Raw genomic sequence first — 25,477 nt, 5'->3', positions numbered from 1 at the left:
GGGACACACGCAGGGCCCCGCAGCTGTGGAATCTGCGGGGCCCTGCGCGATCCGCTGTCTCATGTCGGATCCCGCCGGCGCCTCGGCGCCGGAAGTCTGAGGACCAGCCTACCCGCTCCCCCGGCGCCCGGCGGACCCGTCATCCCTTGACGGCTCCGGAGAGCCCGGCCCCGTCGAGGAAGAGGCGCTGGAACACCAGGAAGATCGCGACGGGGATGATGGTGCTGATCGCGAGCGCGGCGAGCAGCACGTCGAGCTCGACGTAGTCCTGCAGCGCGGGCAGGCGCACGGACAGCGGCTGCACCGCGGGGTCGCGCAGCACGAGCAGGGGCCACAGGAAGTCCTTCCACGCCGTGATGAACGCGAACACGGACACCACCCCGACGATCGGCCTGGACATCGGCAGCACCACCGACCACCCGAGCCGGAACGGCCCGGCGCCGTCGACCTTCGCGGCGTCGAACACCTCCCGCGGCAGGCTGTCGAAGAACCGTGAGACGAGCAGGACGTTGAACGCGTTCGCCCCGGCGGGCAGCCACACGGCCCAGAACGAGTTGATGAGCGACACGTGCACCACCGGCACGTCGAGCACGGTGAGGTACAGCGGCACGAGCAGGACGACGGCGGGCACGAACAGGGTGGACAGCACGAGCGCGCCCAGCACCCGCGAGTACGCCGGGCGCAGCACGGACAGCACGTACCCGCCGGTCACGGCGATGAGAAGCTGCACGGCCCAGGACCCGAGCGCGAGCCAGAGCGTGTTGAAGAAGTGCAGGTCGATGTCGAACCGGGTCCACGCCTCGGTGAGGTTCGCCCAGTCGGTGCCGTGCGGGAAGACCTCGACCGGGGCGCGCAGCGTGTCCTGCGTCGGGGTGACGGCGGCCTTGGCCAGCCACAGGACCGGCCCGAGCCCGGCCACCACGAGCGCGGCGAGCAGCAGGCCGTGCGCCCCGCGCAGGCCCCGGCGCACGCCGGGGCGGCGCAGGTCGGCGTCGGAGACGATGCCGCGGTCGGCCGTCGGGACGGTGGTACGCCGACTCATGAGGTGCTCCAGCGTCTGGTGGTCCGGAAGTAGATCGCCGACAGGAGCGCGAGGACGACGGCGAGCAGGAGGCTCAGTGCCGTCGCGGCGCCGTAGTCGCCGCGCCCGCCGAAGGCGTAGTTGTAGATCATCAGCAGGATCGTGGTGGTGGAGTTCGCGGGCCCTCCCCCGGTGAACAGGTAGGGCTCGGTGAACACCTGGGACGTGCCGATGATCTGCAGGATGAGGGTGATGAACAGGACGGGCCGCAGCTGCGGCAGCGTGACGTGCCAGACCTTGCGCCAGATCCCGGCGCCGTCGACCTCCGCGGCGTCGTACAGCTCGGGCGAGACGCCGGTCAGCGCGGCGAGGTAGATGATCACCGTGCCGCCGGCCGACGCCCACGTCGCCTCGAGCACGAGGGACGGCATCGCCCAGTCGGGGTGCTGCAGCCACGGGAAGGGGCCCGCCCCGAACCAGGCCGCGATCGTGTTGAACACGCCGGTGTCGGACCCGCTGTAGAAGGTCTTCCACAGCAGCACGGCCACCACGGGCGGGATGACGACGGGCAGGTACGCCAGCGCGGCGAACAGCCCGCGGGCCCGGCGCACCTCGCTCATCACGACGGCCGCCAGGAGCGGGAGCGGGTACCCGAACAGGAGCGCGAGCACGGCGAAGTACAGCGTGTTGCGCACGGCGACGGGCAGCAGCGGGTCGGACAGCACGTAGGCGAAGTTCTCCAGCCCGACGAAGTCGGGCGGGGCGACGAGGTTGGTGTACTGGACGCTCATGACGATGGCGCGGACGATCGGGAACCAGGAGAACAGCCCGAAGCACACGAGCATCGGCAGCGCGATGACCAGCGTGGACAAACCTCCGTGACGGACCCAGCCGGCCACGCGTCCGCGGCGGGGCCCGCCCGCCGCCGCCTGCTGGGAAGCAGGGGACGGCGAGCGGACCGCGAGGGAGACGGCCATGGGATCAGCCGCGCTCGATCAGGGTCTGGACCTGCTGCTCGGCGTCGGCCAGCAGGGTGTCGATGTCGGCGTCCTCGTCGGTGAGCACCGCCTGGACCACCGGGTCGAGGGCCGCGTACAGGTCCTGCGTGGCGGCCGGCGGCTCCGCGGCCAGCGGCTGGTCGTAGATCCCGTCGCTGTACGGCGCGAACTGCTCGAGCGGCACGTTGATCAGGTCGGCGATCCACTCCTGCGACTGGTCGTACGTCTCCTTGTCGAAGACGGGCAGGATGGGGGCGCCCACGGGCAGGTCCTGCGCGGCGGCGGCCTCGGCGTCGGACACCGCGCCCTCCCGCGTGATGAGCTTGCCCATGTAGTAGAAGTCGATCCACTTCACGGCGGCGGCCTGCTCGGCGGGGGTCGCCTTCGCGTCGACGGCGGCGAGGGTGCCGCCGCCCAGCGCCGCGGCGTCGTCCCCCTCGAGCGGGAGGACGGTGACGCCGTAGTCGTCGGGGTCCATCGCGTTCTGCGTGACGAGGTTGCCGTAGTCGCCGCCGCCGGAGATCAGCATGCCGATCTTCCCGGCGCCGAGGTCGGCGTGGCTCGTGGCCCAGTCGTACAGGAACTCGTCGCCCATGGAGTCGTCCTCCCACCGCATCGCGTGCAGGTACTCCAGGGCCTCCCGGTACTCGGGCGTGGCGATGGTGGCGGTGACCTCCTCGCCGTCGACCACCTCGGCGCGGCCGCCCAGCGCGTAGACGAGCGTGGTGAGGATCCAGCCGCCCGTGTTGCCCTGCGTCATCATCGAGAACCCGGACTTCCCGGTCTCGTCGCTGATGGTCTTCGCGGCCTCGCGGACCTCGTCCCACGTGGCGGGCGGGGCGTCGGGGTCGAGACCCGCCTCCTCGAACAGGGTCCGGTTGTAGTGGATGCCCTGCCCGTAGGCGGCGATCGGGACGGCCCACTGCGCGCCGTCCGCGGACCGGCCGGCGACGGCGACGGTCTCGTTGAGCTGGTCCGCGTACGGCAGCTCGGCCACGAGGCCTGAGATGTCGGCGATCTGCTCGCGCTCGATGAGGCCGCGCCCGTCGGTGAAGGGGAGGGTGAACACGGTGGGCAGGGTGCCGCCGGCGAGGTCGGCGGCGAACGTGGTGCCGGTCCAGGTGTACTCCTGGTGCTCGACGGTGATGTTCGGGTTCGCCTCGGTGAACTCGGCGGCGCGGTCCTCGAAGGCCTGGACGGCCTCCTCCTCGAGGCCCTCGTCGATGGCGACCTGGAGGGTGACCTCCTCGTCGGCGAGCGCGGCCTCGGCGTCGGCGGGGGTGAGCGCGTCGTCGTCGGCCGAGCAGGCGGCGAGGCCGGTGGCCAGGCCGATGGCGGTGATCGCTGCGACGGCAGCTGTGCGTGACTTCATCATCACTCCTTGGTTGTTCACGGGACCTGTGGGTCAGTCCCGCAGGCGGCACCAGACCGCCGTGTCGGTGGGGAGGCGCCCGTCGTCGGTGAGGGGCGCGCTCGTGAGGGTGGCCGTGGCGCCGGGGGGCAGCGGCACGGCGTCGGGCCCGAGGTTCACGACGCAGGCGAAGCCGGGACCGCGGGTGAAGGCCAGGACGCGGGAGTCCGCGTCGGCGCCGGTCAGGTCGAGCCAGGCGAACGTCTCGTCGCGCAGCCCGGGTTCGCTGCGGCGGGACGCGATCATGGTCCGGTAGAGGGTGAGCATGGAGCCGTCGTCGCCGAGCTGGGTGTCCACGGCGTACTCGCCCCAGCCGTCGGGCTGCGGCAGCCAGGGGGTGGCGCCGCCGGCGGGCCCGAAGCCGTGGCCGGGGCCTTCGGCGGTCCACGGCAGCGGCACGCGGCAGCCGTCGCGTCCGGGGTCGACGCCGTCGGACCGGAAGTGCATCGGGTCCTGGATGGCGGCGCGCGGGACCTCGGCCTCGGGGAGCCCGAGCTCGTCGCCCTGGTACACGTACAGGCAGCCGGGCAGGGCGCCGGTCAGGAGGGCGGCGGCGCGGGCGCGGCGGGTGCCGAGCTCGAGGTCGGTGGGGGTGCCGAAGCGCTTGGCGGCGAAGTCGAACGAGGTCTCCGCGCGCCCGTAGCGGGTCACGGGCCGGGTGACGTCGTGGTTGGACAGCACCCAGGTGGGGGGCGCGCCGACGGGGGCGTGGGCGTCGAGGGTGCGCGTGATGGACTCGCGCAGCTCCTTGGCGTCCCAGGGGCGGGTCATGAAGTCGAAGTTGAACGCCGTGTGCATCTCGTCGGGACGCAGGTAGAGGGCGAAGCGCTCGGGGTCGGGCAGCCAGACCTCGCCCACCAGGACGCGCTCGTCGCCGTAGGAGTCGGCGACGGCGCGCCAGGAGCGGTAGACGTCGTGCAGCTCGTCGCGGTCCAGGTGGGGGTGCTCGCCGGCGTCCCAGGTCTCGGGGACCTCGGGAAGGGCGGGGTCCTTCACGGGGAGCGCGGCGGAGTCGATGCGGATGCCGGCGGCGCCGCGGTCGAACCAGAACCTCAGGACCTCCTCGTGCTCGGTGCGCACGTCGGCGTTGGCCCAGTTGAGGTCGGGCTGCTCGGGGGTGAACAGGTGGAGGTACCACTGCCCGGGCGTGCCGTCCGGGTCGGTGGTGCGGGTCCAGGTGGTGCCCTGGAAGCTGGAGATCCAGCCGGTCGGCATCTCGTCGCCGCCGGGGCCGGCGCCGTCGCGGAACCAGAACCGGTCCCGCTCGGGCGACCCGGGCGGGGCGGCGAGCGCCGCCCGGAACCAGGCGTGCTGGTCGGAGACGTGGTTGGGGACGACGTCGATGATGGTGCGGATGCCCGTCCGGCGGGCCTCCGCGATGAGCGCCTCGGCCTCGGCGAGGTCGCCGAACACGGGGTCGATGGCGCGGTAGTCCGCGACGTCGTAGCCGCCGTCGGCCAGCGGTGACGCGTACCAGGGGGTGTACCAGACGGCGTCGACGCCGAGGTCTCTCAGGTAGCCGAGCCGGGACCTGATGCCTGCCAGGTCGCCGGTGCCGTCGCCGTCGGCGTCGGCGAACGACCGGGGGTAGACCTGGTAGATCACCGCGTCCCGCCACCATGCGCGCTCGTCCGGGTCGTTCACGCTGCCCTCCACGTCGTGGGTCGTGTGCACTGCTGCTGGGCACGACCGTAACGACCCGACAGAATTCGCGCAAGAACCTGACAGGAATAGGTGCAGGAAATTTCGGCGAGGGCTCCGCGCACCGGCGCGGAGACGTCCCGGCTACCTCCGGGGCGCCGCCGCCGTCGACCGGCGGACCACGAGCTCCGGCTCGAACAGCAGCTCGTCGCGAGACACCGTCCCGCCGTCGATCAGGCTCGCCAGGAGGTCCACCGCGGCGCGGCCCATCTGGTCGATCGGCTGGCGCACCGTGGTCAGGGCCGGGTCCGTGGAGTTCATCAGCGCCGAGTCGTCGTAGCCCACGACGGACACGTCGCGCGGCACGTCGAGGCCCGCGCGCCGCACGGCCCGGATCGCGCCGAGCGCCAGCGGGTCCGACGCCGCCAGGATCGCGGTGACGCCGCGGTCCACCAGCTTCGACGCGGCCGCCTGGCCGGGCTCGATGCCGAACCGGCTGTGCACCACGAGCTCGTCCGGCAGGTCGAGCCCGGCGCGCTCGGCGAAGGACCGCGCCGCGTCCAGCTTCCGCTCCGAGGGCACGTGGTCGCTCGTGCCGAGCAGCAGGCCGATCCGCTCGTGCCCCATCGAGACGAGGTGCTCCAGGCCCTGGTGCGTGGCGATCAGGTCGTCGCACGACACGTGCGGGAACCCGAGCTCGTCGATCGACGCGTTGATCAGCACCACCGGCAGCCCGAGGGACTCCAGGCGCTCGTAGTGCTCGTGGTCCGCGTCCCGCTCGGAGTACAGGCCGCCGGCGAAGATCACCCCGGAGACCTGCTGGGTGAGCAGCAGGTCGATGTACTCGGCCTCGGTGATGCCGCCCGCGCTGCGCGTGCACAGCACCGGCGTGAAGCCCTGCTGCGCGAGCGCGCCGCCCACCACCTCGGCGAACGCCGGGAAGATCGGGTTCGCCAGCTCGGGCAGCACCAGCCCCACCAGTCGGGCGCGGTCACCGCGCAGCTTCACCGGGCGCTCGTACCCCAGCACGTCCAGCGCCGTCAGCACCGCCTCGCGCGTCGCGCTCGACACCCCCGGCTTCCCGTTCAGCACCCGGCTGACGGTCGCCTCGCTGACCCCGACCTTCTCGGCAACATCGGCAAGTCGTCGTCCCATGGAAGCGACTTTACACAAGATCTCGCAAGCCGCTTGCACGGCTTGCGAGATCTTGCGCCGAACGCGCGCCTTTCTACGTCCGGGTCACTCCTGGTCGATCGTGAACGTGCTCGTCTCGTTGCGGATGTCGACGGCGTTGTCCGCCAGGGTCAGGTCGACGAACCTCGCCGAGCCGACCGCGGGACCCTGGCCCGGCTCGGGCAGCTCGTTCGCCCAGATGCCGAACCCGGACTTCGCGTCCCAGTCGTCGCCGCTGCGCCGGGCGCCGCTGATCGAGACCCGCGTGAGCACCGTGTCCTCGACGGCCTGCTGCGGCTGCCCGCCCACGTAGCCCGTCTGGAACATGATCCCGGAGTACGTCGGGTCGACGATGTCGACGTCGGAGATCCGGATCGCGCGGAACTCCTCGGACGCGGAGAACAGCCACATCGCCGGGAAGGTCTGGTCGCCCCAGAAGTGCCCGCCGGTGCGCACCAGCGAGATCTCCTCGAACGTCGTGTCGCTCGGCCCGAAGCCCTCCATCGGGTACCCGAAGTCGAGCGAGCTGATCGTCACGCCCGAGTACACGAGGGTGTCGGCCACGAGGACGTCGCGGAAGGTGTTGTCCTGCCCGCCGTACACGGCCAGGCCCGCCGCGCGCCACGTGACCAGCGACGTCAGGCTCTCGTAGAGGTTCCCCGACTGGCCGGAGCCGCCGCTGTCGGTCGCCGCGAACAGAGCGAAGGAGTCGTCGCCGGTGCCGCGGGTCTCGATGTCCCGCACGACGTTCCCGGACGAGCCGTTGGTCATGTTGATGCCGTCGGCCCAGGTGTTGCGGATACGGGAGTTCGTGATCGTCGAGTCGTCCATGTTCGACGCCCAGAACATGCAGACCATGTGCTCCACCCACAGGTCGTCGACGGTCATGTCCGCGACGTTGCTGAAGTCGAGCACCTTGCCCGGGCCGTCGATGCGCCGCGTGTAGTTGCCCCAGTAGGAGAAGCTGCGGAACTTCGACCCGTTCGCGCTCGCCTCGGCACGGAAGCCGACGTCGGTGTTCTGCTGCCCCTCGGGCGCGTGGAACCGTGTGTACCAGGGACCGGCGCCGACGATGTCGACCGCCTCCCCGTACACCTGGAACTTGTGCGACGTCGAGTAGTCGCCCTCGGGCAGGTAGACGCCGTCGTACTCGCCGCCCGTGTCCGTCCGGGCCGTGTCGAGCGCGTTCTGCACGTCCTGGTGCGTGAACCCGGCGGGCTCCACGTACCGGTCCGGGTCCGGGTTCGCCCGCGGGCTCACCTGCTCGGTGCTCACCAGGTCGACCGCGACCGGCACCGGGTTGCCGGCCGTCTTCTGCAGCCGGATCGTCGACCCGGCCTGGACCGTCCCGTCCAGGAACGTGCTCGCCTCGTCGTACAGGTGCCGCGGGCCGCCCGCGGACGGCTGGTCGACGGGACTCGCCTCGTTCCCGTACACCCAGGCGAACCGCGACGTCAGGTCGAGGCGCCGGTGGAACTCGCCGTCCACGAAGATGTCGACGCTGCCGTCCCGGCCGCCGCCCCCGGCGGCGTCCGGGATGGAGAACCTGGTCACGAGGGTGTTCGTCGGCTCGGTCAGGGTCCACTCCACGTACGCCCCGTCCTGCGCGAGGTGCACGGCCCGCCGCCCGGACGCCTCGCCCGCGAGGTCGCCCACGGTCCGGTTCGGCCCGAGCTGCTCGGCACCGCCGCCGGCGGTGCCGTCCTCGGCCTCCAGGAGCCGGTACGGCATGTCGGCCCCGCGCCCGTCGGGCAGCTCCGGCGGGTCGCTCGGGTCCGTCGGCGGGTCGCTCGGGTCGGTGGGCGGGTCGCTCGGGTCGACGACGGGGGTGCCGTGCACCTCGAGCTCGGCCACCTGGGCGCCCGGCGCGCCGGAGTTCGCGGTGAACTCCAGGCGCACCTCCCGCGCCGTGCCGGTGACCGGGACGGTCACGACGTTCCCGCTGCCCGGGCTGAACGTGTGCTCGGCCGGCTGGGCGAGCGTGGTGAACTCCCCCGACCCGGTGCGCCCGAGCACCGCGAACGCCTGGGACCGCTCGGCCCACACGGGGTCGGGGTTCAGCCGGACCGTCACCGAGGCCAGCTCGGCGGGCCCGGCGAGGGCGGCCGTGAGGGTCGCCGGGTACTGCCCGACGCCGCCTTCCCAGTAGCTCCGGACGTCGCCGTCGGTGGCGTGCGACGCGACGTAGGTCTGCGTGGACGACGACGCCACCACCGGGCGCCCGGCGGCGAGGTCCTGCGGCTCCGCGGACGCCGACTGCGTCACGACGGCGGCCAGGGACGACAGCAGCAGGCCGGTCAGCCCGGCCAGCGCGGCGACGGTGGTGATGCGCTTGCGTCTTCTCATCGGATCTCCAGGGATCGTGGCCGGCGACGATGGCGGCGGCGAAGAGCGGTATCGGAATGTTTCTCACCGACTGACAACTTTGTGCAGCCGACTGTTCACTTCTTGCGCGCCCATGAGCCTACGAACGCGCCGCACGTCCGTCAACCCTCGCTCCGCCTAGGATCTGCCCATGGACACGGTCGACCCTGACCCGCACGAGCTCAGGACTGTGATGCACGAGGTCCGCCGCATGGCGCTGACCTACAAGTTCGGCATCGACGAGGTGATGACGAAGATCTCGATCCTGCGCGACGAGCTGCGTCACATGCAGCAGTACAACCCGGTCGAGCACGTGGGCTCCCGGCTCAAGTCGCTCGACTCGATAGTGGCCAAGTGCCGGCGCAAGGGCATCCCGTTCACGCCCGAGGGCATCCGCAAGCACATGTTCGACATCGCAGGCATCCGCGTGACCTGCAGCTTCGTCTCGGACATCTACCACGTACGCGACATGCTCACCAAGCAGGCGGACATCACGCTCGTGGAGGAGCGCGACTACATCGCCACGCCCAAGCCGAACGGGTACCGGTCGATGCACCTCATCCTCCAGGTGCCGGTCTTCCTGTCGGACCGCGTCGAGGACGTCATCGTCGAGGTGCAGCTGCGCACCATCGCCATGGACTTCTGGGCCTCGCTCGAGCACAAGATCTACTACAAGTACGACCGCGAGGTCCCCCGCCACCTGATCGACTCGCTCAAGCTGGCCGCCGACGTCGCCCAGTCCCTCGACACGTCCATGGAGCGGATCCACGAGGAGGTCAAGCAGCTCTCCGGCGGCACCGAGCCCGCCGTCCGGCCGGACACCCTGCTCAGCCCCGAGGAGATCCTGCGCGAGTTCTGGTCAGGGCGGTCCGACGACGCCCGGTTCGACGACCACGGTCGCCTCACCCGCGGCTCCTGACCCCGCGAAGTTTTTCACCTGAGCCGCACCTGGTGCCGGCCGCCCTCGGCCGATAGCGTTCTCACCAGCACTTCCACGCCCGAGGAGGCTCCGTGCGAGCGGTCATCCAGGACAGATACGGACCCGCCGACGGCATCCGTCTCGAGGACGTCCCCCAGCCCGTGCCCACCGACGACCAGGTGCTGGTGCGCGTCCACGCGACCTCGCTCAACGGCTCCGACCGGGAGAACCTCGCCGGGACCCCCTTCTACGCGCGCATCCACGGGCTGCTGCGCCCCGGGAACCCCGTGCCCGGGTCCGACATCGCGGGCGTCGTGGCCGCCGTGGGGAGGAACGTCACCGACTTCGCCCCCGGCGACGAGGTGTTCGGCGAGCTGGCCGGGTACCGCGGCGGCCTCGCCGAGTACGTCGCGGCCGCGCCGAGGCTCCTGGCCCGCAAGCCCGCCGAGCTGTCGTTCGCCGAGGCCGCCGCCGTGCCGCAGGCCGGCTGCATCGCCTGGCGCGCCGTGCACGAGGCGGGCAAGGTCCGGCCCGGTCACCAGGTCCTCGTCAACGGGGCCGGTGGTGCCGGCGGGTCGTTCGTCGTCGGGCTGGCGAAGCACGCCGGAGCCGTGGTCACCGCCGTCGACCACCGGGACAAGGCCGACTACCTGCGCGCCGTCGGCGCCGACCGGACGATCGCGTTCGACACCGAGGACTGGACCGAGGAGCGCGAGCGCTACGACCTGGTCGTCGACCTCGTCGCCCGGCGCTCCCCCTACCGCGTGCAGCGGGCGCTGCGGCCCGGCGGGACGTACTACATGGTGGGCGGGCGCACCCGGGTCCTGCTCGCCACGCTCGTCGCCGGGCCGAGCATCCAGTGGCTCACCCGCAAGCGGGTGCGCGTGCTCGTGGTCCCGCAGAGCCGCGACGCCCTGGTCGCGGTGACCGCCCTGGTCACCACGAGCGCCGTCGGCCCGGTCATCGACCGCGTGTTCCCGCTCGACGACGCGCGCGCGGCCTACGAGCGCCTCGCCAGCGGGGCGAACCACGGCAAGCTCGTGGTGGAGGTCGCCGGCGACTGAGCGCTGCCCGACGACCGGGCGCTACGAGACGTCGCCACGCTCGATCCGCTCCCTGACCTGCGCGTACTGGGCGGCGACGTACTCCTCGAACCTGGACCGCTCGATCCGCCAGACCTTCTTCGGCCCGACCTGGATGCCGGGCAGCTCGCCGCTGCGGAGCAGGCCGTAGACGATCGCGCTGGAGACGTCGAGGGTCTTGCAGACGTCACTCAACGTCATGAACCGGACATCGTGAGGCTTGTACTGACTTTCCATGCCGCACAGTCTCCCGGTGCGAGCGCCCGGGCGTCCCGGCGACGCGCCCGGGAACGTAGGGTGCGGTCCATGGCGACAGTTCTCCCGTTCGACGGACACGAACCGCAGATCGACCCCACGGCGTGGATCGCGCCGACCGCGACCGTCGTCGGCCGCGTGACGATCGGCCCGCACGCGAGCGTCTTCTACGGCGCGGTGCTGCGCGGCGACATGGACGCGATCACGCTCGGCGCGGGCAGCAACATCCAGGACAACTGCGTGGTGCACACGGACACGGGCGTCCCGGCGAGCATCGGTGCCGGGGTCGGCGTCGGGCACGGGGCGGTCATCCACGGCGCCACGGTCGAGGACGGCTGCCTCATCGGCATGGGCGCGACGCTCCTGAACGACAGCGTGGTCCGCGCCGGATCGTTCGTCGCGGCCGGCGCGCTCGTGCGCGAGGGCCAGGAGATCCCGGCCGGCCACCTGGCCGCGGGACTCCCGGCCACGGTCCGCGGCGAGCTGGACGACGCCGCCCGCGAGCGCGTGCGGGAGAACGCGGTCGAGTACCGGAAGCTGGCCGAGCTGCACCGCCGCTCGGTGGGCTGAGGGCTGGAATGCAGTGCCCGGGCGCGGCGTTGTCGCCCCACGTGAGCGAAACCCTCAAGATCGACATCTGGTCCGACGTCGCCTGCCCCTGGTGCTACATCGGCAAGCGCCGGCTCGAGTCCGCCCTGGAGCGCATCACCGAGCGTGACGGCGCGCGCCCGGACGTGACCGTCGAGTACCACTCCTTCGAGCTGTCGCCGGACACGCCGGTCGACTTCGAGGGCACCGCGACCGAGTTCCTGGCCGGGCACAAGGGCATCCCCCTGGCCCAGGCCCGGCAGATGCAGGACCACGTGGCCGAGCTCGCGGCCGCGGAGGGCGTCGAGTTCCGCACCGACGAGGTGCGGCACACCAGGACGCTCAAGGCCCACGAGCTGCTGCACCTGGCCAAGCAGCACGGCAAGCAGTACGAGATGAAGGAGCGCCTGCTCAAGGCGTACTTCACGGACGGGCGCCACGTCGGGCACGCCTCCGACCTGGCGGACCTGGCCGCCGAGGTCGGGCTGGACCGGGACGAGGTGCTCGCGGCGCTCGAGAGCGGCCGGTTCACCGACGACGTCGCCGCCGACATCGCCCAGGCCCGCGCCTACGGCATCAACGGGGTCCCGTTCTTCGTGCTGGACGGCCGGTACGGCGTCTCGGGCGCGCAGGACCCCGCGGTGCTCGTCCAGGTGATCGACGAGGCCTCCGGCGCCCGGACCACGGAGCCCGCCGATGCCTGACGCCGCCCGGCCCGCTGCCGAGACCGCCGAGGGCACCGAGACCGCCGAGGGCACCACGACCGGGTCGCCGCCCACGGCCCCCGTCCTGAACATGCTCGCCGTGGACGGCGCCGCGTGCGTCGACGGCGTGTGCGCCCTGCCGGACCACGCCGCTCCCTGACGGCGGCCGCGGGCCTGCTAGGCAACATACCGCTTGGTCGGTATGCTGTCGGCACATCCCCCATGGCAAGGAGGCCAGACCGTGGAGATCACCGGTGCCGTGCTGGAGCGCTGCGGCGCGCCGGCGCCCTACGCCGACTCCCAGCCGCTCACCATCGGCCCGCTCGAGCTCGACCCGCCCGGCCCGGGCGAGGTCCTGGTCCGCATCGAGGCGGCCGGGCTGTGCCACTCCGACCTGTCGGTCGTGGACGGGAACCGCGAGCGCCCGGTGCCGATGCTGCTCGGTCACGAGGCGGCGGGCCGCGTCGAGCAGGCCGGCCCGGGCGCGACGGCGGACGTCGGGCAGCGCGTCGTCATGACGTTCCTCCCCCGCTGCGGCGACTGCGACGCGTGCCGCACCGACGGGCGGCTGCCCTGCTCCGTCGGCAGCGCGGCGAACGCGCAGGGCTCGCTCGTGGGCGGCGGCACGCGCCTGCACCGCACCGCCGGCGGCGGCCCGCAACCCGTGCACCACCACCTGGGCGTGAGCGCGTTCGCGACACACGCCGTCGTCTCCTCGACGTCGGTGGTCGCGGTGGACGACGACGTCCCGCCGGACGTCGCGGCCCTGCTGGGCTGCGCCGTGCTGACCGGGGGCGGCGCCGTGGTCAACGCGGGCCGGCCGCGCGCGGGCGACACGGTCGCCGTCGTCGGGCTGGGCGGGGTGGGGATGGCCGCGCTGCTGGTCGCCACCGCGCTGGGGCACGAGGTGGTCGGCGTCGACGCCGTGCCGGAGAAGCTGCGCCTGGCCCGGGAGCTCGGGGCGGTCGCCGCGTACACGCCGCAGGAGGCGGCCGGGGCCGGGTTCCGGGCGCCCGTCGTCGTGGAGGCCGCGGGCCATCCGCGGGCGTTCGAGGGCGCCTACGCGATCACGGCGCCGGGCGGGACGACGGTCACCGTCGGGCTCCCCCACCCGGACGCCCGCGCCGCCGTCTCGCCGCTGAGCCTGACCGCGGAGGCGCGCACCGTCGTCGGTTCCTACCTCGGGTCGGCCGTGCCGGGCCGGGACGTGCCCCGCTACGTCGGGCTGTGGCGCGAGGGCAGGCTCCCCCTGGAGAAGCTGGTCTCGGACCGCATCACCCTGGAGGATCTGCCCACGGCCCTGGACCGCCTCGCCTCCGGCACCGCCCTGCGCCAGCTCATCGACTTCCCCTGACCCGCCAGACCGAGCACACACCCTGATCCGAAAGGACGATGATGACCTCTCGTACCGCCATCGTGACCGGAGCCGCGCGCGGCATCGGCGCCGCGACCGCCAAGCACCTCGCCGCGGAGGGCTACGCGGTCGCCGTGCTGGACCTCCTCCAGGAGCAGGCCGAGGTGACCGCCCAGGAGATCGTGGACGCGGGCGGCACCGCGATCGCCGTCGGCGCGGACGTGTCCGACGAGGCCGCCGTGGCCACCGCCGTGGAGCGGGTCGCGAGCGAGCTCGGGGCGCCGACGGTCCTGGTGAACAACGCCGGGATCCTGCGGGACAACCTGCTGTTCAAGATGTCCGCCGACGACTGGGACGCCGTGCTGGGCGTGCACCTGCGGGGCGCGTTCCTCATGACGCGGGCCGTGCAGTCGCACATGGTGGCCGCGGGGTACGGCCGCATCGTGAACCTGTCCTCGACGTCGGCGCTGGGCAACCGCGGCCAGGTGAACTACGCGGCGGCGAAGGCCGGCATGCAGGGCTTCACCAAGACCCTCGCGATCGAGCTGGGCAAGTTCGGGGTCACCGCGAACGCGGTGGCGCCGGGCACCATCCGGACCGCGATGACGCAAGCCACGGCCGAGCGCATGGGCATCACCTTCGACCAGCTCCTGGAGGGCGCCGCACAGCAGATCCCCGTGGGCCGGGTGGGCCTGCCGGAGGACGTCGCGGCCGCGGTCGCGTACTTCGCGTCGGAGGCCGCGGGCTTCGTCTCGGGCCAGGTGCTGTACGTCGCGGGCGGCCCGCGGGACTGACCGGCACGCACGAGAGGGGCGCCCCGGCGATCGCCGGGGCGCCCCTCTCGTGCGTGCCGGTCAGAGCCGCTCGACCACCATCGCCATCCCCTGCCCGCCGCCCACGCACATCGTCTCCAGGCCGTACCGCCCGCCGGTGTCGGCCAGGGCGTTCAGGAGGGTGGACGTGATGCGCGCGCCCGTCATCCCGAACGGGTGCCCGACGGCGATCGCGCCGCCCTTCACGTTCAGCCGCTCCTCGTCGATGCCGAGCTCGCGCGCCGAGGGGATGACCTGCGCGGCGAACGCCTCGTTGATCTCGACCAGGTCCATGTCGCCGGCGGCGAGCCCGGCCCGCCCCAGCGCCTGCCGCGACGCCTCGACCGGCCCGAGCCCCATGATCTCGGGCGACAGCCCGCTCACCCCGGTCGACAGGATCCGGGCGACCGGCTGCACGCCGAGCTCCTCGACCATCCGCTCGGACATCACCACCACGGCGGCCGCGCCGTCGTTCAGCGGGCAGGCGTTGCCGGCGGTGACGGTTCCGTCGGGACGGAACCTGGGCTCCAGCGCGGCGAGCTTCTCGACGGTGGTGCCCGGCCGGGGGCCGTCGTCGGCGGTCACCGTGGTGCCGTCCGGGAGCGTGACCGGCGTGATGTCGTTCGCCCAGAAGCCGTCGGCGACCGCCTGCTCGGCGCGCTGCTGGCTGCGGGCGGCGAACGCGTCCTGCTCCGCGCGCGTGATGCCGCGCAGCGCGGCGACGTTCTCCGCCGTCTGCCCCATCGCGATGTACGGGTCGGGCAGGCTCCCGGCCGCGCGGGGGTCCGTCCAGCCCTGCTCGCCGCCCTCGGCGCGCGCCGCCGTCCGCTCGAGGGCCTCGGCGAACCGGGGGTTCTCAAGCTCGGCGCCCGGGATGTAGTCGCTGGAGCCGACCTGCATCCGGCTCACCGACTCCACGCCGGCGGACACGAACACGTCGCCCTCGCCCGCCTTGATGGCGTGGAACGCCATCCGCGTGGTCTGCAGGCTGGAGCTGCAGTACCGCGTCACGGTGGTGCCGGGCACCTCGTCCCAGCCGGACAGCACGGCGACGACGCGTGCCATGTTCATGCCCTGCTCCCCACCCGGCAGCCCGCAGCCGAGCAGCAGGTCGTCGATGCGGGCCGGGTCCAGGCCCGGCACCTTCGCGACGGCCGCCCGCACCATCAGGGTGGCGAGGTCGTCGGCGCGGATCCCGGTGAGCGATCCCTTGTACGCGCGCCCGATCGGCGAGCGCGCGGTGGCCACGATGTAGGCCTCGGTCATGATTCCTCCTGCGTCTGTGGTGCTCGTGCGGGGTGGCGTGCGCGGCGGCGGGCAGGGTGCCCGCGCCTCAGACGAACGCCGCCTGCCCGGTGATGGCCCGCCCCACGATGAGCTGGTTCATGTCCTTGGTGCCCTCGAACGTGTACACGGCCTCGGCGTCGGCGAACGGCCGTGCGACGCCGGTGTCGAGCGTGATCCCGTTGCCGCCGCACGCCTCGCGGCACAGCGCCACGGTCTCGCGCATGCGCGTGGTCACGAAGGACTTGGCCATGGCCGCGTGCGCGTCGGTCTGCCGGCCCTCGTCCTGGAGCTGTGCCACGCGCACGCAGATCGCCAGGCTGGAGGTGAGGTTCGCGAGCGCGGTGGCCATCTTGTCCTGGATGAGCTGGAAGCCGCCGATGGTCCGCCCGAACTGCTCCCGCTCGCCCACGTACTTCACGGCGGCGTCGTAGGCCCCCCAGGCGGTGCCGAGAGACTGCCAGGAGACGCCGTCGCGCGTGATGCGCAGCACCTGCGCCACGTCCCGGAAGGAGCTGATGCCCTGCAGCCGGTCGGCCTCGGCCACCTCGACGTCGGTGAGCACGATGTCGGCGTTCTGCACGATGCGCAGCGACTGCTTGCGCTCGATCTTCGTCGCACCGAACCCGGGCGTGCCCTTGCGCACGAGGAAGCCCTTGACCTGGTCGTCGGCGGTGTCCTTGGCCCAGATGACGACGACGTCGGCGAACGTCGCGTTGCCGATCCAGCGCTTCTCGCCGTTCAGCACCCAGGTGTCGCCGTGCCGGGTCGCGGTGGTGCGCAGCCCCTTGGCGGTGTCGGAGCCGGCGAGCGGCTCGGTGAGGCCGAACGCGCCGATCACGTCGCCGGCCGCCATGGGCGGCAGCCACTGCGCGCGCTGCTCGGGCGAGCCTCCCACGCCGATCGAGCTCATCGCCAGCCCGCCGGAGACGCCGATGAACGTGCAGAACGACGAGTCGACCCGGGCGGTCTCCAGGCCGAACCAGCCGCGCGCGACGGCGGACACCTCGGCCGTGCGGGTCTCCTCCCACGCCGAGCCGAGCGTGCCGAGCTGCGCGAACGGCTTGAACAGGTGGACCGGGCACTCCGCGCGGTCCCAGTAGTCGTCCGCGACGGGGCGCACCTCGCGCTCCATGAACTCCCGGACGCGGGCCGCGATCTCCTGCTCGTGCGGGGCCAGGAGCGTCTGGAACGCGTAGAAGTCGGCGTCGAGCAGCGCTGTCGCCTGCTCGGTCGCGGGGTCGGATGTGAGTGCCATCGGTCCTCCGGTCGTCATTGATCGCGGGTCAGTACCTGCATCGTGTCCAGTATGCATCATTCTTGAATATGTTGCACAACCCCCGGTCGGCCGGGTTATGGTGTGCGCCATGCCGAGCACCGACATCCCGCCGAGCACCGAGACCGCCGCGCCGAGCATCGCGACGGTCGGGCTGGCCGCTGCCCCCTCGCGGCTGTCCGCGCGGCTGACCACCCACCCCGAGGCGCGGCGGGTCCTGGAGCTCGCCCGGGAGAGCTTCATCGCGGGCCGGCGTCTCGACATGGGCCCGCTCGCGGCGAGCCTCGGCGTCGACCGCACGTCCGTGTTCCGCTGGGTGGGCAACCGGGACGCGCTGCTGGGCGAGGTCCTGTGGTCGCTCGCCGAGCCGACGCTCGTCCAGGCGTGGCGCGCGACGGCGTCGTCGTCCGGCGCGGACCGCGTCGCCGGCCTGCTGACCCGCTTCGCGACCGACCTCATCGAGGCGGACTACTTCCGCACGTTCCTGCGCCGCGAGCCGGCCCGTGCCCTGCGCCTGCTGACCACCGCCGGGAGCCCGATCCAGCGCCGCTTCCGCGCCACCGCCGAGTGGCTGGTGCGCCGCGAGCTCGGCGACGCGCCGTTCGGCGGCGCCATCACCCCCGACGAGCTGGCCTACCTCGTGGTGCGGGTGTCGGAGTCGTTCACCTACGCCGACCTGATCACCGGCGACGAGCCCAGCCCGGAGCGGGCTCGCACCGCCTTCCGACACCTGCTCCGGGTCGAGGAGAGGTAGATGACCGCCCGCATCCCGTTCCCGCTGCGCTGGAACGACAACGACCAGTACGGCCACATGAACAACACCGTCTACTACGAGGCGATGGACACCTGCGTGAACGCCTGGATGATCCGGCACGGCGGCCTGGACCCGGCAGGCGACGTCATCGGGCTCGTGCGGGTCTCGCACTGCGAGTTCCTCGCCCCGGCGTCCTTCCCTGACGAGCTGGAGGTCGACGTCGCGGTCGCGCGGCTCGGGAACACGTCGGTGACCTGGGACCTGGCGATCCTGCCGGCGGGCGCGCCCGGCCGCGGCGACGCGCTCGCCCTGGGCACGTTCACGCACGTGTTCGTCGGCGGGCGGACCCGCCGCCCGGTGCCGGTCCCTGCCGGGATCCGGGCGGCGATCGAGGAACACCTCGACGTCACGGGCTGACACCGTCAGGACCCGGCGTCCCGGAACCGTTGCACCAGGTCCCGCTTCAGCACCTTCCCGCTCGGCCCCAGGGGGAGGTCGTCCACGACGTGCACGACGCGCGGGTACTTGTACGCGGCGACCTTCTCCCGCATCCAGGCGACGACGTCGTCGGCGCGGACGGTCGCGTCCTGCGACGGCACGACGGCGGCGTGCACCTCCTGCCCGTGCACGTCGTCGGGCAGCCCGAACACCGCCCCGAGCGACACCCCCGGGAACCGGGCGAGCACCGCCTCGACCTCCGTGGGGTACACGTTGTAGCCGTTGCGGATGATCATGTCCTTCTTCCGGTCCACGATCGTCACGACGCCGTCCCCGTCCACCGTGCCGAGGTCACCGGTGCGGAACCAGCCGTCCACGACGGCCGTGGCGGTCGCGTCGGGCCGCCCCAGGTAGCCCTTCATGAGGTTGTGCCCGCGCACCACGATCTCGCCGAGCCCGCTCGTGGCCCCGGGTGCGGGCCGCGGCAGCAGCTCGATCCGCTCCTCGACGTCGGACGCCGCGACCGCGACGTCGACCCCCCACATCGGCTGCCCCACGCTCCCGGGGCGGATCGGCTCGGAGGTGATGTTGAAGGTGCACGACGGCGACGTCTCGGTGAGCCCGTACCCCTCGTGCACCTGCGCGCCGTACGCCTCCTCGAACGCCTCCAGGAGCGCGACGGGCAGCGCCGCGCCGCCCGACACCGCGAACTCCAGCGGCGGGCGGGCGGACGAGCGCCGGGCCGCCTCCACCATGCCCGCGAAGTTCGTGGGCACGGCGGTGAACACCGTCGCCCGGTACTTCACGAGCAGCGCCAGCGCGTCGTCCGGGTCGAACTTCGGCAGCAGGATGATCGACGCCCCGACCCGGAAGCCGACGTTCATCACGGCCATCTGCCCGAACGAGTGGAACAGCGGCAGCCCGCCGTAGATCACGGCGTCGGGATCCATCTTGATGGAGTCGATCAGCGAGCAGTGCACCTGCTCCACCATCGCCAGGTGCGAGCCCACGGCGCCCTTCGGCGTGCCGGTGGTCCCGCTCGTGTACAGCACGGTCGCGGCGGCCAGCGGGTTCACCGGGGTGTGCCGCTCGATCGGGGCCGCGGCGGCCGCCTCGTCCTCGAGTCGCGCCAGGCCGTTCGCCCGCGCCACCTCCTCGGGCGCGAGCACGGTCAGCAGCGGCACCCCGGCCCGGGCGGCCGCGGGGGCGGCCTCGGCCAGCATCGGCGCCGCCACGACGAGCACGTCGGCCCCGGCGTCGCGCAGCACGAACTCGATCTCGTCCGCCTTGAACAGCAGGTGCACGGGGATCACCACCGCGCCCAGGGCGAGCGTGGCGTAGTAGACGCGCGGGAAGTCGGGCACGTTCGGCACGATCATCGCGACGCGCGAGCCGGGGCCGATCCCGCGGGCGGCGAGCGCACCGGCGTACGCGCGGGTCTGGTCCCAGAGCTCGCCGTAGGTGATGGTGCGGTCCATGAAGTGCAGCGCGGGCCGCGCGGGCTTCCGCGTCGCGGTCTCGGCGAGGATGCTGGCGATGGACAGGGTCCCCTGCCCGGGCCCGTCGATTGCGGGGTCTGTCATGGTGATCTCCCTTGATCCGGTCGATGGGTGCGCGGCGCCTCGGGGGCGCCGGCTCAGCGCTTCAGCTCGGCCCTGCCGAGCGAGGCGAGGTGGACCTCGTCGGGCCCGTCGGCGATCCGCAGGGCGCGGGCGCCGGCGAACATGCCCGCCAGGGGCGTGTCGCCGCTGAGCCCGGCGGCGCCGAAGAGCTGCATGGCGCGGTCCAGGATGGCCTGCACGGCGCGCGGGACGGCGATCTTGATGGCCTGGATCTCGGTCATGGCCTCCTTGGTGCCGCTGCGGTCCATGAGCCAGGCGGTCTTGAGCACGAGGAGGCGCAGGGCCTCGATCTCGATGCGGGAGGTCGCGAGCCACTCCCGCACGACGCCCTGCTCGCCGAGCGGCCGCCCGAACGGCGCGCGGTCGAGGGCCCGCTCGCGCACCAGGTCCATGGCGCGCTCCGCCGTGCCGACGGCACGCATGCAGTGGTGGATGCGGCCGGGCCCGAGCCGGGCCTGGGCGATGGCGAAGCCCTCGCCCTCCCCGGCCAGGATGTTCGACGCCGGCACCACGGCGCCATCGAACGTCACCTCGGCGTGCCCGCCGTGGTCCCGGTCGTCGTAGCCGAGCACGGTGACCCCGCGCCGCACGGTCACGCCCGGGGTGTCGCGGGGCACGAGGATCATGGACTGCTGCCGGTGCCGTGGCCCGTCCGGGTCGGTCTTGCCCATGACGACGAAGATCTTCGCGTCCGGGTTCATCGCGCCGGTGGCGAACCACTTGCGCCCGGTGATCTCGTAGGTGTCGCCCACCCGCGTGATGCGGGTGGCGATCTGCGCCGCGTCCGACGACGGCACGTCCGGCTCGGTCATGCAGAACGCGGACCGGATCCGGCCCTCCAGCAGCGGCTCGAGCCACTGCTCCCGCTGGTCGGGAGTGCCGAAGTGGTCGATCACCTCCATGTTGCCCGTGTCGGGGGCGGCACAGTTGAACGCGGGCGGCGCGAGCGCCGGGCTGCGCCCGGTGAGCTCGGCGACGGCCGCGTACTGCACGTTCGTCAGCCCGGCGCCGCGCGCGCCCGAGGGCGCGGTGGGCGGCAGGAACAGGTTCCACAGCCCCTGCTCGCGGGCGGCGGCCTGCAGCTCGCGCACGACGGGCCGGAACGACCAGTCGTCCGGCGTGGCGGCGACCTGCTCGGCGAGCACGGGCTCGGCGGGCACCGCGTGCTCGTCGAGGAACGCGCGGACCCTCCGCGTGATCCCGGCGGTGGTCTCGTCCTGGGCGAAGTCCATCAGCGTCCCTTTCCCTCGGTCGTGGTGGCACCGGCCTGCGCCAGCCCTTCGTCGGCGAGCGGGCCCACCAGCTCGCCGATCATGTCGAAGCCTCCGCCGACGGTCTGGCCGGCGCGGTAGCGGAAGTGCACGCCCTCGAGGATGACGGCGAGCTTGTAGCAGGCGAACGCGCGGTACCAGGACAGGTCGGGCATCCCGATCCCGCGCCGGGCCGCGTACGTCTCCACGAGCTCACCGAACTCCGGGTACCCGACCCCGGGCACGACGGCGCCCGCGACGACGTCCTCCCCCGCCAGGTCACGGATGCCCCAGTACATGCCGAGCATCCCGAGGTCGACGAGCGGGTCCCCGAGCGTGGCCATCTCCCAGTCGAGGACCGCGGCGACGCGGGGCGCGGCACCGCCGGACACGATGACGTTGTCCAGCCGGTAGTCGCCGTGCACGATGCCCGCCCGGCCGCCGTCGTCGGGCACCGAGGCGGTCAGCACGTCCTGCAGCCGGTCCAGGTCCGGCAGCTCCCGCGAGCGCGACGCGTCGTACTGCCGCCGCCACGTGGCCATCTGCCGGTCCAGGTACCCGGCCGCGCGGCCGAAGTCGCCGAGCCCGACGGCGTCCGGGTCGGTGTCGTGCAGGTCGGCGAGCACGTCGGCGAGGTGCAGCCCGAGCCCGCGCAGGCCCGCGGGCGTGAACGCCGCGTTCTGCTCGGGCCGGGACAGCACCTCGCCCGCCACGTGCTCCATGACGTAGAACACGGTGCCGGTCACGTCCCCGCCGGACCCGTCGTCACCGGGGGTGTCGTCGACGACGTCGACGGTGGGCGGCACCGGGACGCGCCCTGCCAGGGCGGTGGTCACCCGGTGCTCGCGCCGCATGTCGTGCGCGGTGGCCAGGACGTGCCCGAGCGGCGGGCGCCGCACCACGAGCGGCACGCGCGCACCGTCCACCCGGTACGTGAGGTTGCTGCGCCCGCCCGTGACGAGGCTCGCGGTCAGCCCGCCCTGCGCCGTCCCGCCGTCGTACAGGTCCGGGTGCTCACGCCGGAGCCACCGGCCCAGGCCCCCGACGTCGAGGCCGGGCGTCTGCGCGTCGTCGTTCATCGCTCCCCCTTCGTTCTCGGCACGGCGTCCGCCGTACCGCGTTCTCAGTACACGGTGCTCAGGAGCCGGGGATGCCGTCGTTCTCGAGCGGGACCGGCTCGGCCTCGACCGGCTCGACGGACCCGCCGTCCCACGCGTACGTGGCGCCGACGTAGTCCTGCACGGCATCCTCGACGACCGTGATGCCCGACGCGTGGTACGCGCCGTGGTCGTCGGCGCCCAGGGACAGCGGGACGACGCCGTTGCCGACCAGCTCGCCGGACTCGACGGCCTCCAGCAGCGACTCCCGGGTCGGCTCCTCGCCCGCGGCCGCGAGCGCCTCGGCGAACAGGTAGCCCACGCTCATGCCGTACACGGTGGTGCCGGTGAACAGCGCGCCGTCGTTGTACTCCTCGTTGATCTCCTCGAAGAGGGTGACCCACTCGTCGTCGGCGGCCTGCGGCAGGTAGTTGACGCTGACCAGGCCCTCGAGCAGCGGCGGGCCGTTCTCCGCACCGAGGTACTCCAGGACGGTCTCGTAGTCGCCGCCCGCGGAGGACACGTACCACCGCGGGAACCACTCGAGCTGTGCGGCGGTGCCGATGGCCAGGGCGGTGAACCCGTTGACGGTGCCGAGCACGTTGACGTCGCAGCCGGCCGCCTTGAGGGCGCCGATCTGCGCGGTGATGTCCTCGCTCGACGTCGAGTAGTACTCGACCGCGCCGACGCCGTCGTCGCCGACCACGGACACGACGCCCTCGAGGATGCCGGCACCGAAGTCGTCGTCCTGCCCGAGCACGCACACGGTCGCGTCGGGGTCGGTGTCCGCGGCGTACTGCGCGAGCGAGGCGCCCTCGGTGACGTAGTCCGCGTTGAAGCCGAACGTGTTCGGGTGCTGCTCGGGGTCGTTCCAGGTCGAGGAGCCGGACGCGACGAAGAGGTCCGGCACGTCGTTCTGGGTGACGTAGTCCAGCACGTTCGTGTGGGTCGGGGTGCCGAGGCCGTTGACGAGGGCGAACACGTTCTCCTCGCTGACGAGCTCGCGCACCACGGTCTGCGTGTTGGCGGGGTTGTAGCCGTCGTCCTTGACGACGTACTCGATGCTGCGGCCGTGGATGCCGCCGTTGTCGTTGACGTACTCGAAGTAGGCCGTCGTCGCCGCCGAGATCGGCGCGTAGCCGGCGGCGGCCGGGCCGGTCAGCGGCTGGTGCGTGCCGATGGTCACCGTGTCGTCGGTGACGCCGGGCGTGTCCGCGGCGCTCGGTGTGGAGCAGGCGGCCAGGGTCAGGCCGGCGGCGGTGGCCGCCGCGGTGGCGGTCAGGGCTCTCCGGGCCGGGCGGGTCCTCAGGGAATGGTTCATGTCGATCACCTCTCTGTGTTCGAGACGGGGGTGGTGGGGACGGGGGTGGTGCTCTTCTGCGTGCGGGACCTCTTCGTGCGGGACCGTCCCGCCAGCCGTGCCACGCCGCCGGGCGCGACCACCGTCACGGTGATCACGACGAGCCCGAGGACGAGGAGCGCGAGGTTCCCGTTGAGGCGCTCGCCCGCGCCGGCGGGCAGGGCGCGGGTGAGCGTGTCGGCGGCCCAGGGCAGGACGACGACGATGCCGGCCCCGACGGCGGCCCCGCCGATGCTGCCGAGCCCGCCGATGACGACGGCCACGACCAGCAGCAGCGAGAACCCGAGCCCGTACGCGCCGGGGCTGACGTTCTGGGTGGTGACCGCGAGGGACGCGCCCCCGAGACCGGCGGCGAGCGCGCTGGCGACGAACGCGCCCGCCTTGACCCGGCCCGGGTCGATCCCGGCCAGCCGGGCGGCGGTCTCGTCGTCGTGCACGGCCCGCATCCGCAGGCCGGCGCGCCCGTTGCGCAGGACCAGCAGCGGCGTCACGGCGACGGCCGCGAGCAGGATCGCGATCCAGGCGTGCCACTGCTCGACGGCGACCAGGGCGGCCAGCGGCTCCGGCACGGGCAGGAACGGCGCGCCGCGGCCCTGGTCCCCGCCGAGCGGCCCGATCACCACGGCCGCCGACGGCAGGGCGATGACCAGGGCGAGCGTGAGGCCCGCGAGGTAGGGACCGCGCAGCCGCGCGGCCGCCATGCCGAGCAGCAGCCCGAGCAGGCCGGACGCCGCCAGCGCGCCGGCGACCCCCGCGAGGAAGGGCAGGAGCGGGCCGTCGGACCCGTTCGCCGCCAGCGCCTCGGACGTCGCCGACGACGCGAGCGCGTACCCGTACCCGCCGGCCGCCATGAGCACGGCGTGCCCGAGGGAGAGCTGCCCGGTGAGCCCGACCAGCACGGTCAGCCCGGCGACGGCCGCGAACACGCCGGCCGCGGTGGCGAGCTGGAAGTTGCGGAACGGGTCGAGCCCGAAGGTGGCGGCAAGCGCCACGACGGTCAGGAGCGAGGCCTTGACGAGCGTCCGTTTCATGCCGCCCGGGCCTCCCTCGCCGCGAAGATCCCGCCCGGCCGCACCAGCAGCACGGCCGTGAGCAGGACGAGCACCGCGATCGGCGCGGCGGCCGACGCGACGTAGCCGGTCACCAGGCTGGTCAGCACGCCGACGGCCACGCCGGCGAGCATCGCCCCGACGGTCGAGTCGAGCCCGCCGATCACCGCCACGGCGAACGCCTGCACGAAGAGGATGTCGGCGGCGTGCGGGTTCAGGCCCAGCTCGGTGGGCACCAGCAGCAGCCCGGCCAGCGCCGCGACGGCGACGGACACCGCCCAGCCGATGGTGATCATCCGCCCGACGCGCACGCCCAGCAGCCGCGACGTCTCCGGCGCGAACGCCGACGCGCGCAGCCGCAGCCCGAGCGACGTCCGGTTGAACACCCACGCCAGCGCGGCCATCACCACGGCCGCGGTGAGCAGCACGAACAGGTCGTACCGCGAGAGCACCGGGATCCCGCCGAGCAGGAACGGCCGCTGCGAGAACGGCGCCTCGACCGGGCGGTGCGCCGCGCCGAACGCGATCGCGAGCCCCGCCTGGAGCACCATGACGAGCCCGATCGCGACGATCATGCCGGGCAGCGGGTCGTCCTTCGGCACGAGCCGCAGCGGCCCGCGCTCCACGAGCACGCCGACGACGGCGCCCGTGGCGACCGCACCCGCCAGCCCGGCCCAGTACGAGCCGCTCACGGCGGTGAGCGCGAACGCGACGTACACGCCGACGATCGCCATCGCGGCCTGCGCGAAGTTCACCACCCGGGCCGCGCGCCACACGATGACCAGCGAGATCGCGAAGAGCGCCAGCACGGCGCCGCGGGCGGTCCCTGCGGCCAGCAAGAAGACGAACTGATCCACGGTCTTTCCTCCCTCCTCGGTGGTCCGGGCCTCAGAAGCCCAGGTAGGCGTGCCGGAGCTGGGGGTCGGCGGCCAGCTCGGCGGCAGGCCGGTCGGCCACCACCTCGCCCAGGCTCAGCACGACGCCCCGGTCCGCGACCGAGAGCGCGCCCGTCACGTTCTGCTCGG

At 73.0% G+C, this 25,477-nt stretch carries 24 protein-coding genes; 9 read left to right on the top strand and 15 right to left on the bottom strand.

From position 1 onward, the window contains the following. Window positions 1–139 precede the first annotated feature (139 nt). The 6 genes from ACYU96_RS10035 to ACYU96_RS10010 all read right to left on the bottom strand — a co-directional run bounded on the left by ACYU96_RS10035 (window position 140) and on the right by ACYU96_RS10010 (window position 8,590). Window positions 140–1,042: a carbohydrate ABC transporter permease gene (locus tag ACYU96_RS10035; RefSeq protein WP_460752449.1), complete on the bottom strand. Its 903-nt coding sequence runs from the start codon at window positions 1,040–1,042 to the stop codon at window positions 140–142. Beyond that, window positions 1,039–1,998, bottom strand: coding sequence for a carbohydrate ABC transporter permease (locus ACYU96_RS10030; protein WP_460752446.1), 960 nt, complete (start codon window positions 1,996–1,998; stop codon window positions 1,039–1,041). Before ACYU96_RS10030 ends, ACYU96_RS10035 begins: the two co-directional genes overlap by 4 nt. A 4-nt stretch (window positions 1,999–2,002) precedes the next feature. Continuing rightward, a complete protein-coding gene (locus ACYU96_RS10025) occupies window positions 2,003–3,391 on the bottom strand; it encodes an ABC transporter substrate-binding protein (protein ID WP_460752443.1) in 1,389 nt (462 codons plus the stop codon). Between the two features lie 33 nt (window positions 3,392–3,424). Beyond that, window positions 3,425–5,104: a glycoside hydrolase family 13 protein gene (locus tag ACYU96_RS10020; RefSeq protein ID WP_460752440.1), complete on the bottom strand. Its 1,680-nt coding sequence runs from the start codon at window positions 5,102–5,104 to the stop codon at window positions 3,425–3,427. 111 nt (window positions 5,105–5,215) lie between these two features. Further along, window positions 5,216–6,265, bottom strand: coding sequence for a LacI family DNA-binding transcriptional regulator (locus ACYU96_RS10015; RefSeq protein WP_460752437.1), 1,050 nt, complete (start codon window positions 6,263–6,265; stop codon window positions 5,216–5,218). Between the two features lie 45 nt (window positions 6,266–6,310). Continuing rightward, the gene (locus ACYU96_RS10010; RefSeq protein ID WP_460752434.1) at window positions 6,311–8,590 is read right to left on the bottom strand and encodes a discoidin domain-containing protein; all 2,280 of its coding nucleotides are present in this window, start codon (window positions 8,588–8,590) and stop codon (window positions 6,311–6,313) included. A gap of 169 nt (window positions 8,591–8,759) precedes the next feature. On the opposite strand from ACYU96_RS10010, the gene ACYU96_RS10005 reads away from it, so the two are divergent. Continuing rightward, window positions 8,760–9,527 carry a GTP pyrophosphokinase gene (locus ACYU96_RS10005; protein WP_460752431.1) on the top strand — a complete coding sequence of 256 codons (768 nt, stop codon included), beginning with the start codon at window positions 8,760–8,762 and terminating at the stop codon, window positions 9,525–9,527. A 92-nt stretch (window positions 9,528–9,619) separates the two neighbouring features. Then, window positions 9,620–10,591 (top strand): NAD(P)-dependent alcohol dehydrogenase, encoded by a 972-nt coding sequence (locus ACYU96_RS10000; RefSeq protein ID WP_460752429.1) that lies wholly within the window; start codon window positions 9,620–9,622, stop codon window positions 10,589–10,591. 21 nt (window positions 10,592–10,612) lie between these two features. Here the strand turns inward: ACYU96_RS10000 and ACYU96_RS09995 are convergent, their stop codons facing one another. Beyond that, on the bottom strand, window positions 10,613–10,846 hold the full coding sequence (locus tag ACYU96_RS09995; protein ID WP_460752426.1) for a helix-turn-helix domain-containing protein: 234 nt from the start codon (window positions 10,844–10,846) through the stop codon (window positions 10,613–10,615). Between the two features lie 69 nt (window positions 10,847–10,915). Here ACYU96_RS09995 and ACYU96_RS09990 point away from each other — a divergent pair, with 69 nt between their 5' ends. From ACYU96_RS09990 to fabG, 5 genes are all read left to right on the top strand, one after another. After that, window positions 10,916–11,434: a gamma carbonic anhydrase family protein gene (locus tag ACYU96_RS09990; RefSeq protein WP_460752423.1), complete on the top strand. Its 519-nt coding sequence runs from the start codon at window positions 10,916–10,918 to the stop codon at window positions 11,432–11,434. 41 nt (window positions 11,435–11,475) lie between these two features. Continuing rightward, on the top strand, window positions 11,476–12,156 hold the full coding sequence (locus tag ACYU96_RS09985; protein ID WP_460752420.1) for a DsbA family oxidoreductase: 681 nt from the start codon (window positions 11,476–11,478) through the stop codon (window positions 12,154–12,156). Next, complete coding sequence (locus tag ACYU96_RS09980) at window positions 12,149–12,316, top strand: hypothetical protein (RefSeq protein WP_460752417.1); 168 nt, start codon at window positions 12,149–12,151, stop codon at window positions 12,314–12,316. The genes ACYU96_RS09985 and ACYU96_RS09980 overlap by 8 nt, the downstream gene beginning before the upstream one ends. A gap of 81 nt (window positions 12,317–12,397) precedes the next feature. Then, window positions 12,398–13,510, top strand: a complete 1,113-nt coding sequence (locus tag ACYU96_RS09975; protein ID WP_460752414.1) for an alcohol dehydrogenase catalytic domain-containing protein — start codon at window positions 12,398–12,400, stop codon at window positions 13,508–13,510. Window positions 13,511–13,548: 38 nt separating this feature from the next. Continuing rightward, a complete protein-coding gene (gene fabG, locus ACYU96_RS09970; protein ID WP_460752411.1) occupies window positions 13,549–14,304 on the top strand; it encodes a 3-oxoacyl-ACP reductase FabG in 756 nt (251 codons plus the stop codon). A 60-nt stretch (window positions 14,305–14,364) separates the two neighbouring features. On the opposite strand, the gene ACYU96_RS09965 is transcribed toward fabG, so the two are convergent. Together ACYU96_RS09965 and ACYU96_RS09960 are read right to left on the bottom strand one after the other, a co-directional pair. Continuing rightward, the gene (locus tag ACYU96_RS09965) at window positions 14,365–15,588 is read right to left on the bottom strand and encodes an acetyl-CoA C-acetyltransferase (protein ID WP_460752408.1); all 1,224 of its coding nucleotides are present in this window, start codon (window positions 15,586–15,588) and stop codon (window positions 14,365–14,367) included. A 67-nt stretch (window positions 15,589–15,655) separates the two neighbouring features. After that, the gene (locus ACYU96_RS09960; protein ID WP_460752405.1) at window positions 15,656–16,864 is read right to left on the bottom strand and encodes an acyl-CoA dehydrogenase family protein; all 1,209 of its coding nucleotides are present in this window, start codon (window positions 16,862–16,864) and stop codon (window positions 15,656–15,658) included. A gap of 109 nt (window positions 16,865–16,973) precedes the next feature. Between ACYU96_RS09960 and ACYU96_RS09955 the strand changes: the two genes are divergently transcribed. Together ACYU96_RS09955 and ACYU96_RS09950 are read left to right on the top strand one after the other, a co-directional pair. Next, complete coding sequence (locus ACYU96_RS09955; protein WP_460752403.1) at window positions 16,974–17,636, top strand: QsdR family transcriptional regulator; 663 nt, start codon at window positions 16,974–16,976, stop codon at window positions 17,634–17,636. After that, the gene (locus ACYU96_RS09950) at window positions 17,637–18,053 is read left to right on the top strand and encodes an acyl-CoA thioesterase (protein WP_460752400.1); all 417 of its coding nucleotides are present in this window, start codon (window positions 17,637–17,639) and stop codon (window positions 18,051–18,053) included. A gap of 5 nt (window positions 18,054–18,058) precedes the next feature. Here ACYU96_RS09950 and ACYU96_RS09945 read toward each other — a convergent pair whose 3' ends face one another. Genes ACYU96_RS09945 through ACYU96_RS09920 form a run of 6 tightly spaced genes read right to left on the bottom strand, consistent with a single transcriptional unit; the run spans window position 18,059 to window position 25,309 of the window. Then, window positions 18,059–19,657, bottom strand: a complete 1,599-nt coding sequence (locus ACYU96_RS09945; RefSeq protein WP_460752397.1) for an AMP-binding protein — start codon at window positions 19,655–19,657, stop codon at window positions 18,059–18,061. A gap of 53 nt (window positions 19,658–19,710) precedes the next feature. Then, complete coding sequence (locus ACYU96_RS09940) at window positions 19,711–20,928, bottom strand: acyl-CoA dehydrogenase family protein (RefSeq protein WP_460752394.1); 1,218 nt, start codon at window positions 20,926–20,928, stop codon at window positions 19,711–19,713. Further along, window positions 20,928–22,025, bottom strand: a complete 1,098-nt coding sequence (locus ACYU96_RS09935; RefSeq protein WP_460752391.1) for a phosphotransferase family protein — start codon at window positions 22,023–22,025, stop codon at window positions 20,928–20,930. Before ACYU96_RS09935 ends, ACYU96_RS09940 begins: the two co-directional genes overlap by 1 nt. A gap of 58 nt (window positions 22,026–22,083) precedes the next feature. After that, window positions 22,084–23,364, bottom strand: coding sequence for an ABC transporter substrate-binding protein (locus ACYU96_RS09930; RefSeq protein WP_460752388.1), 1,281 nt, complete (start codon window positions 23,362–23,364; stop codon window positions 22,084–22,086). 5 nt (window positions 23,365–23,369) lie between these two features. Next, window positions 23,370–24,434, bottom strand: coding sequence for a branched-chain amino acid ABC transporter permease (locus ACYU96_RS09925; protein WP_460752386.1), 1,065 nt, complete (start codon window positions 24,432–24,434; stop codon window positions 23,370–23,372). Then, window positions 24,431–25,309 carry a branched-chain amino acid ABC transporter permease gene (locus tag ACYU96_RS09920; protein ID WP_460752383.1) on the bottom strand — a complete coding sequence of 293 codons (879 nt, stop codon included), beginning with the start codon at window positions 25,307–25,309 and terminating at the stop codon, window positions 24,431–24,433. The genes ACYU96_RS09925 and ACYU96_RS09920 overlap by 4 nt, the downstream gene beginning before the upstream one ends. Between the last annotated feature and the right edge of the window lie 168 nt (window positions 25,310–25,477).

It is taken from the genome of Myceligenerans cantabricum (assembly GCF_054777735.1).
Note: the sequence above shows the minus strand (reverse complement) of the source record. Positions and strands in the feature narration are given on the sequence as shown.

Bases quoted from the DNA above. Each gene is read 5' to 3' on its own strand.
- ACYU96_RS10035 (WP_460752449.1), bottom strand. From the start codon at position 1,042: ATGAGTCGGCGTACCACCGTCCCGACGGCCGACCGCGGCATCGTCTCC.
- ACYU96_RS10030 (WP_460752446.1), bottom strand. From the start codon at position 1,998: ATGGCCGTCTCCCTCGCGGTCCGCTCGCCGTCCCCTGCTTCCCAGCAG.
- ACYU96_RS10025 (WP_460752443.1), bottom strand. From the start codon at position 3,391: ATGAAGTCACGCACAGCTGCCGTCGCAGCGATCACCGCCATCGGCCTG.
- ACYU96_RS10010 (WP_460752434.1), bottom strand. From the start codon at position 8,590: ATGAGAAGACGCAAGCGCATCACCACCGTCGCCGCGCTGGCCGGGCTG.
- ACYU96_RS10005 (WP_460752431.1), top strand. From the start codon at position 8,760: ATGGACACGGTCGACCCTGACCCGCACGAGCTCAGGACTGTGATGCAC.
- ACYU96_RS09995 (WP_460752426.1), bottom strand. From the start codon at position 10,846: ATGGAAAGTCAGTACAAGCCTCACGATGTCCGGTTCATGACGTTGAGT.
- ACYU96_RS09990 (WP_460752423.1), top strand. From the start codon at position 10,916: ATGGCGACAGTTCTCCCGTTCGACGGACACGAACCGCAGATCGACCCC.
- ACYU96_RS09980 (WP_460752417.1), top strand. From the start codon at position 12,149: ATGCCTGACGCCGCCCGGCCCGCTGCCGAGACCGCCGAGGGCACCGAG.
- fabG (WP_460752411.1), top strand. From the start codon at position 13,549: ATGATGACCTCTCGTACCGCCATCGTGACCGGAGCCGCGCGCGGCATC.
- ACYU96_RS09965 (WP_460752408.1), bottom strand. From the start codon at position 15,588: ATGACCGAGGCCTACATCGTGGCCACCGCGCGCTCGCCGATCGGGCGC.
- ACYU96_RS09960 (WP_460752405.1), bottom strand. From the start codon at position 16,864: ATGGCACTCACATCCGACCCCGCGACCGAGCAGGCGACAGCGCTGCTC.
- ACYU96_RS09955 (WP_460752403.1), top strand. From the start codon at position 16,974: ATGCCGAGCACCGACATCCCGCCGAGCACCGAGACCGCCGCGCCGAGC.
- ACYU96_RS09950 (WP_460752400.1), top strand. From the start codon at position 17,637: ATGACCGCCCGCATCCCGTTCCCGCTGCGCTGGAACGACAACGACCAG.
- ACYU96_RS09945 (WP_460752397.1), bottom strand. From the start codon at position 19,657: ATGACAGACCCCGCAATCGACGGGCCCGGGCAGGGGACCCTGTCCATC.
- ACYU96_RS09940 (WP_460752394.1), bottom strand. From the start codon at position 20,928: ATGGACTTCGCCCAGGACGAGACCACCGCCGGGATCACGCGGAGGGTC.
- ACYU96_RS09935 (WP_460752391.1), bottom strand. From the start codon at position 22,025: ATGAACGACGACGCGCAGACGCCCGGCCTCGACGTCGGGGGCCTGGGC.
- ACYU96_RS09930 (WP_460752388.1), bottom strand. From the start codon at position 23,364: ATGAACCATTCCCTGAGGACCCGCCCGGCCCGGAGAGCCCTGACCGCC.
- ACYU96_RS09925 (WP_460752386.1), bottom strand. From the start codon at position 24,434: ATGAAACGGACGCTCGTCAAGGCCTCGCTCCTGACCGTCGTGGCGCTT.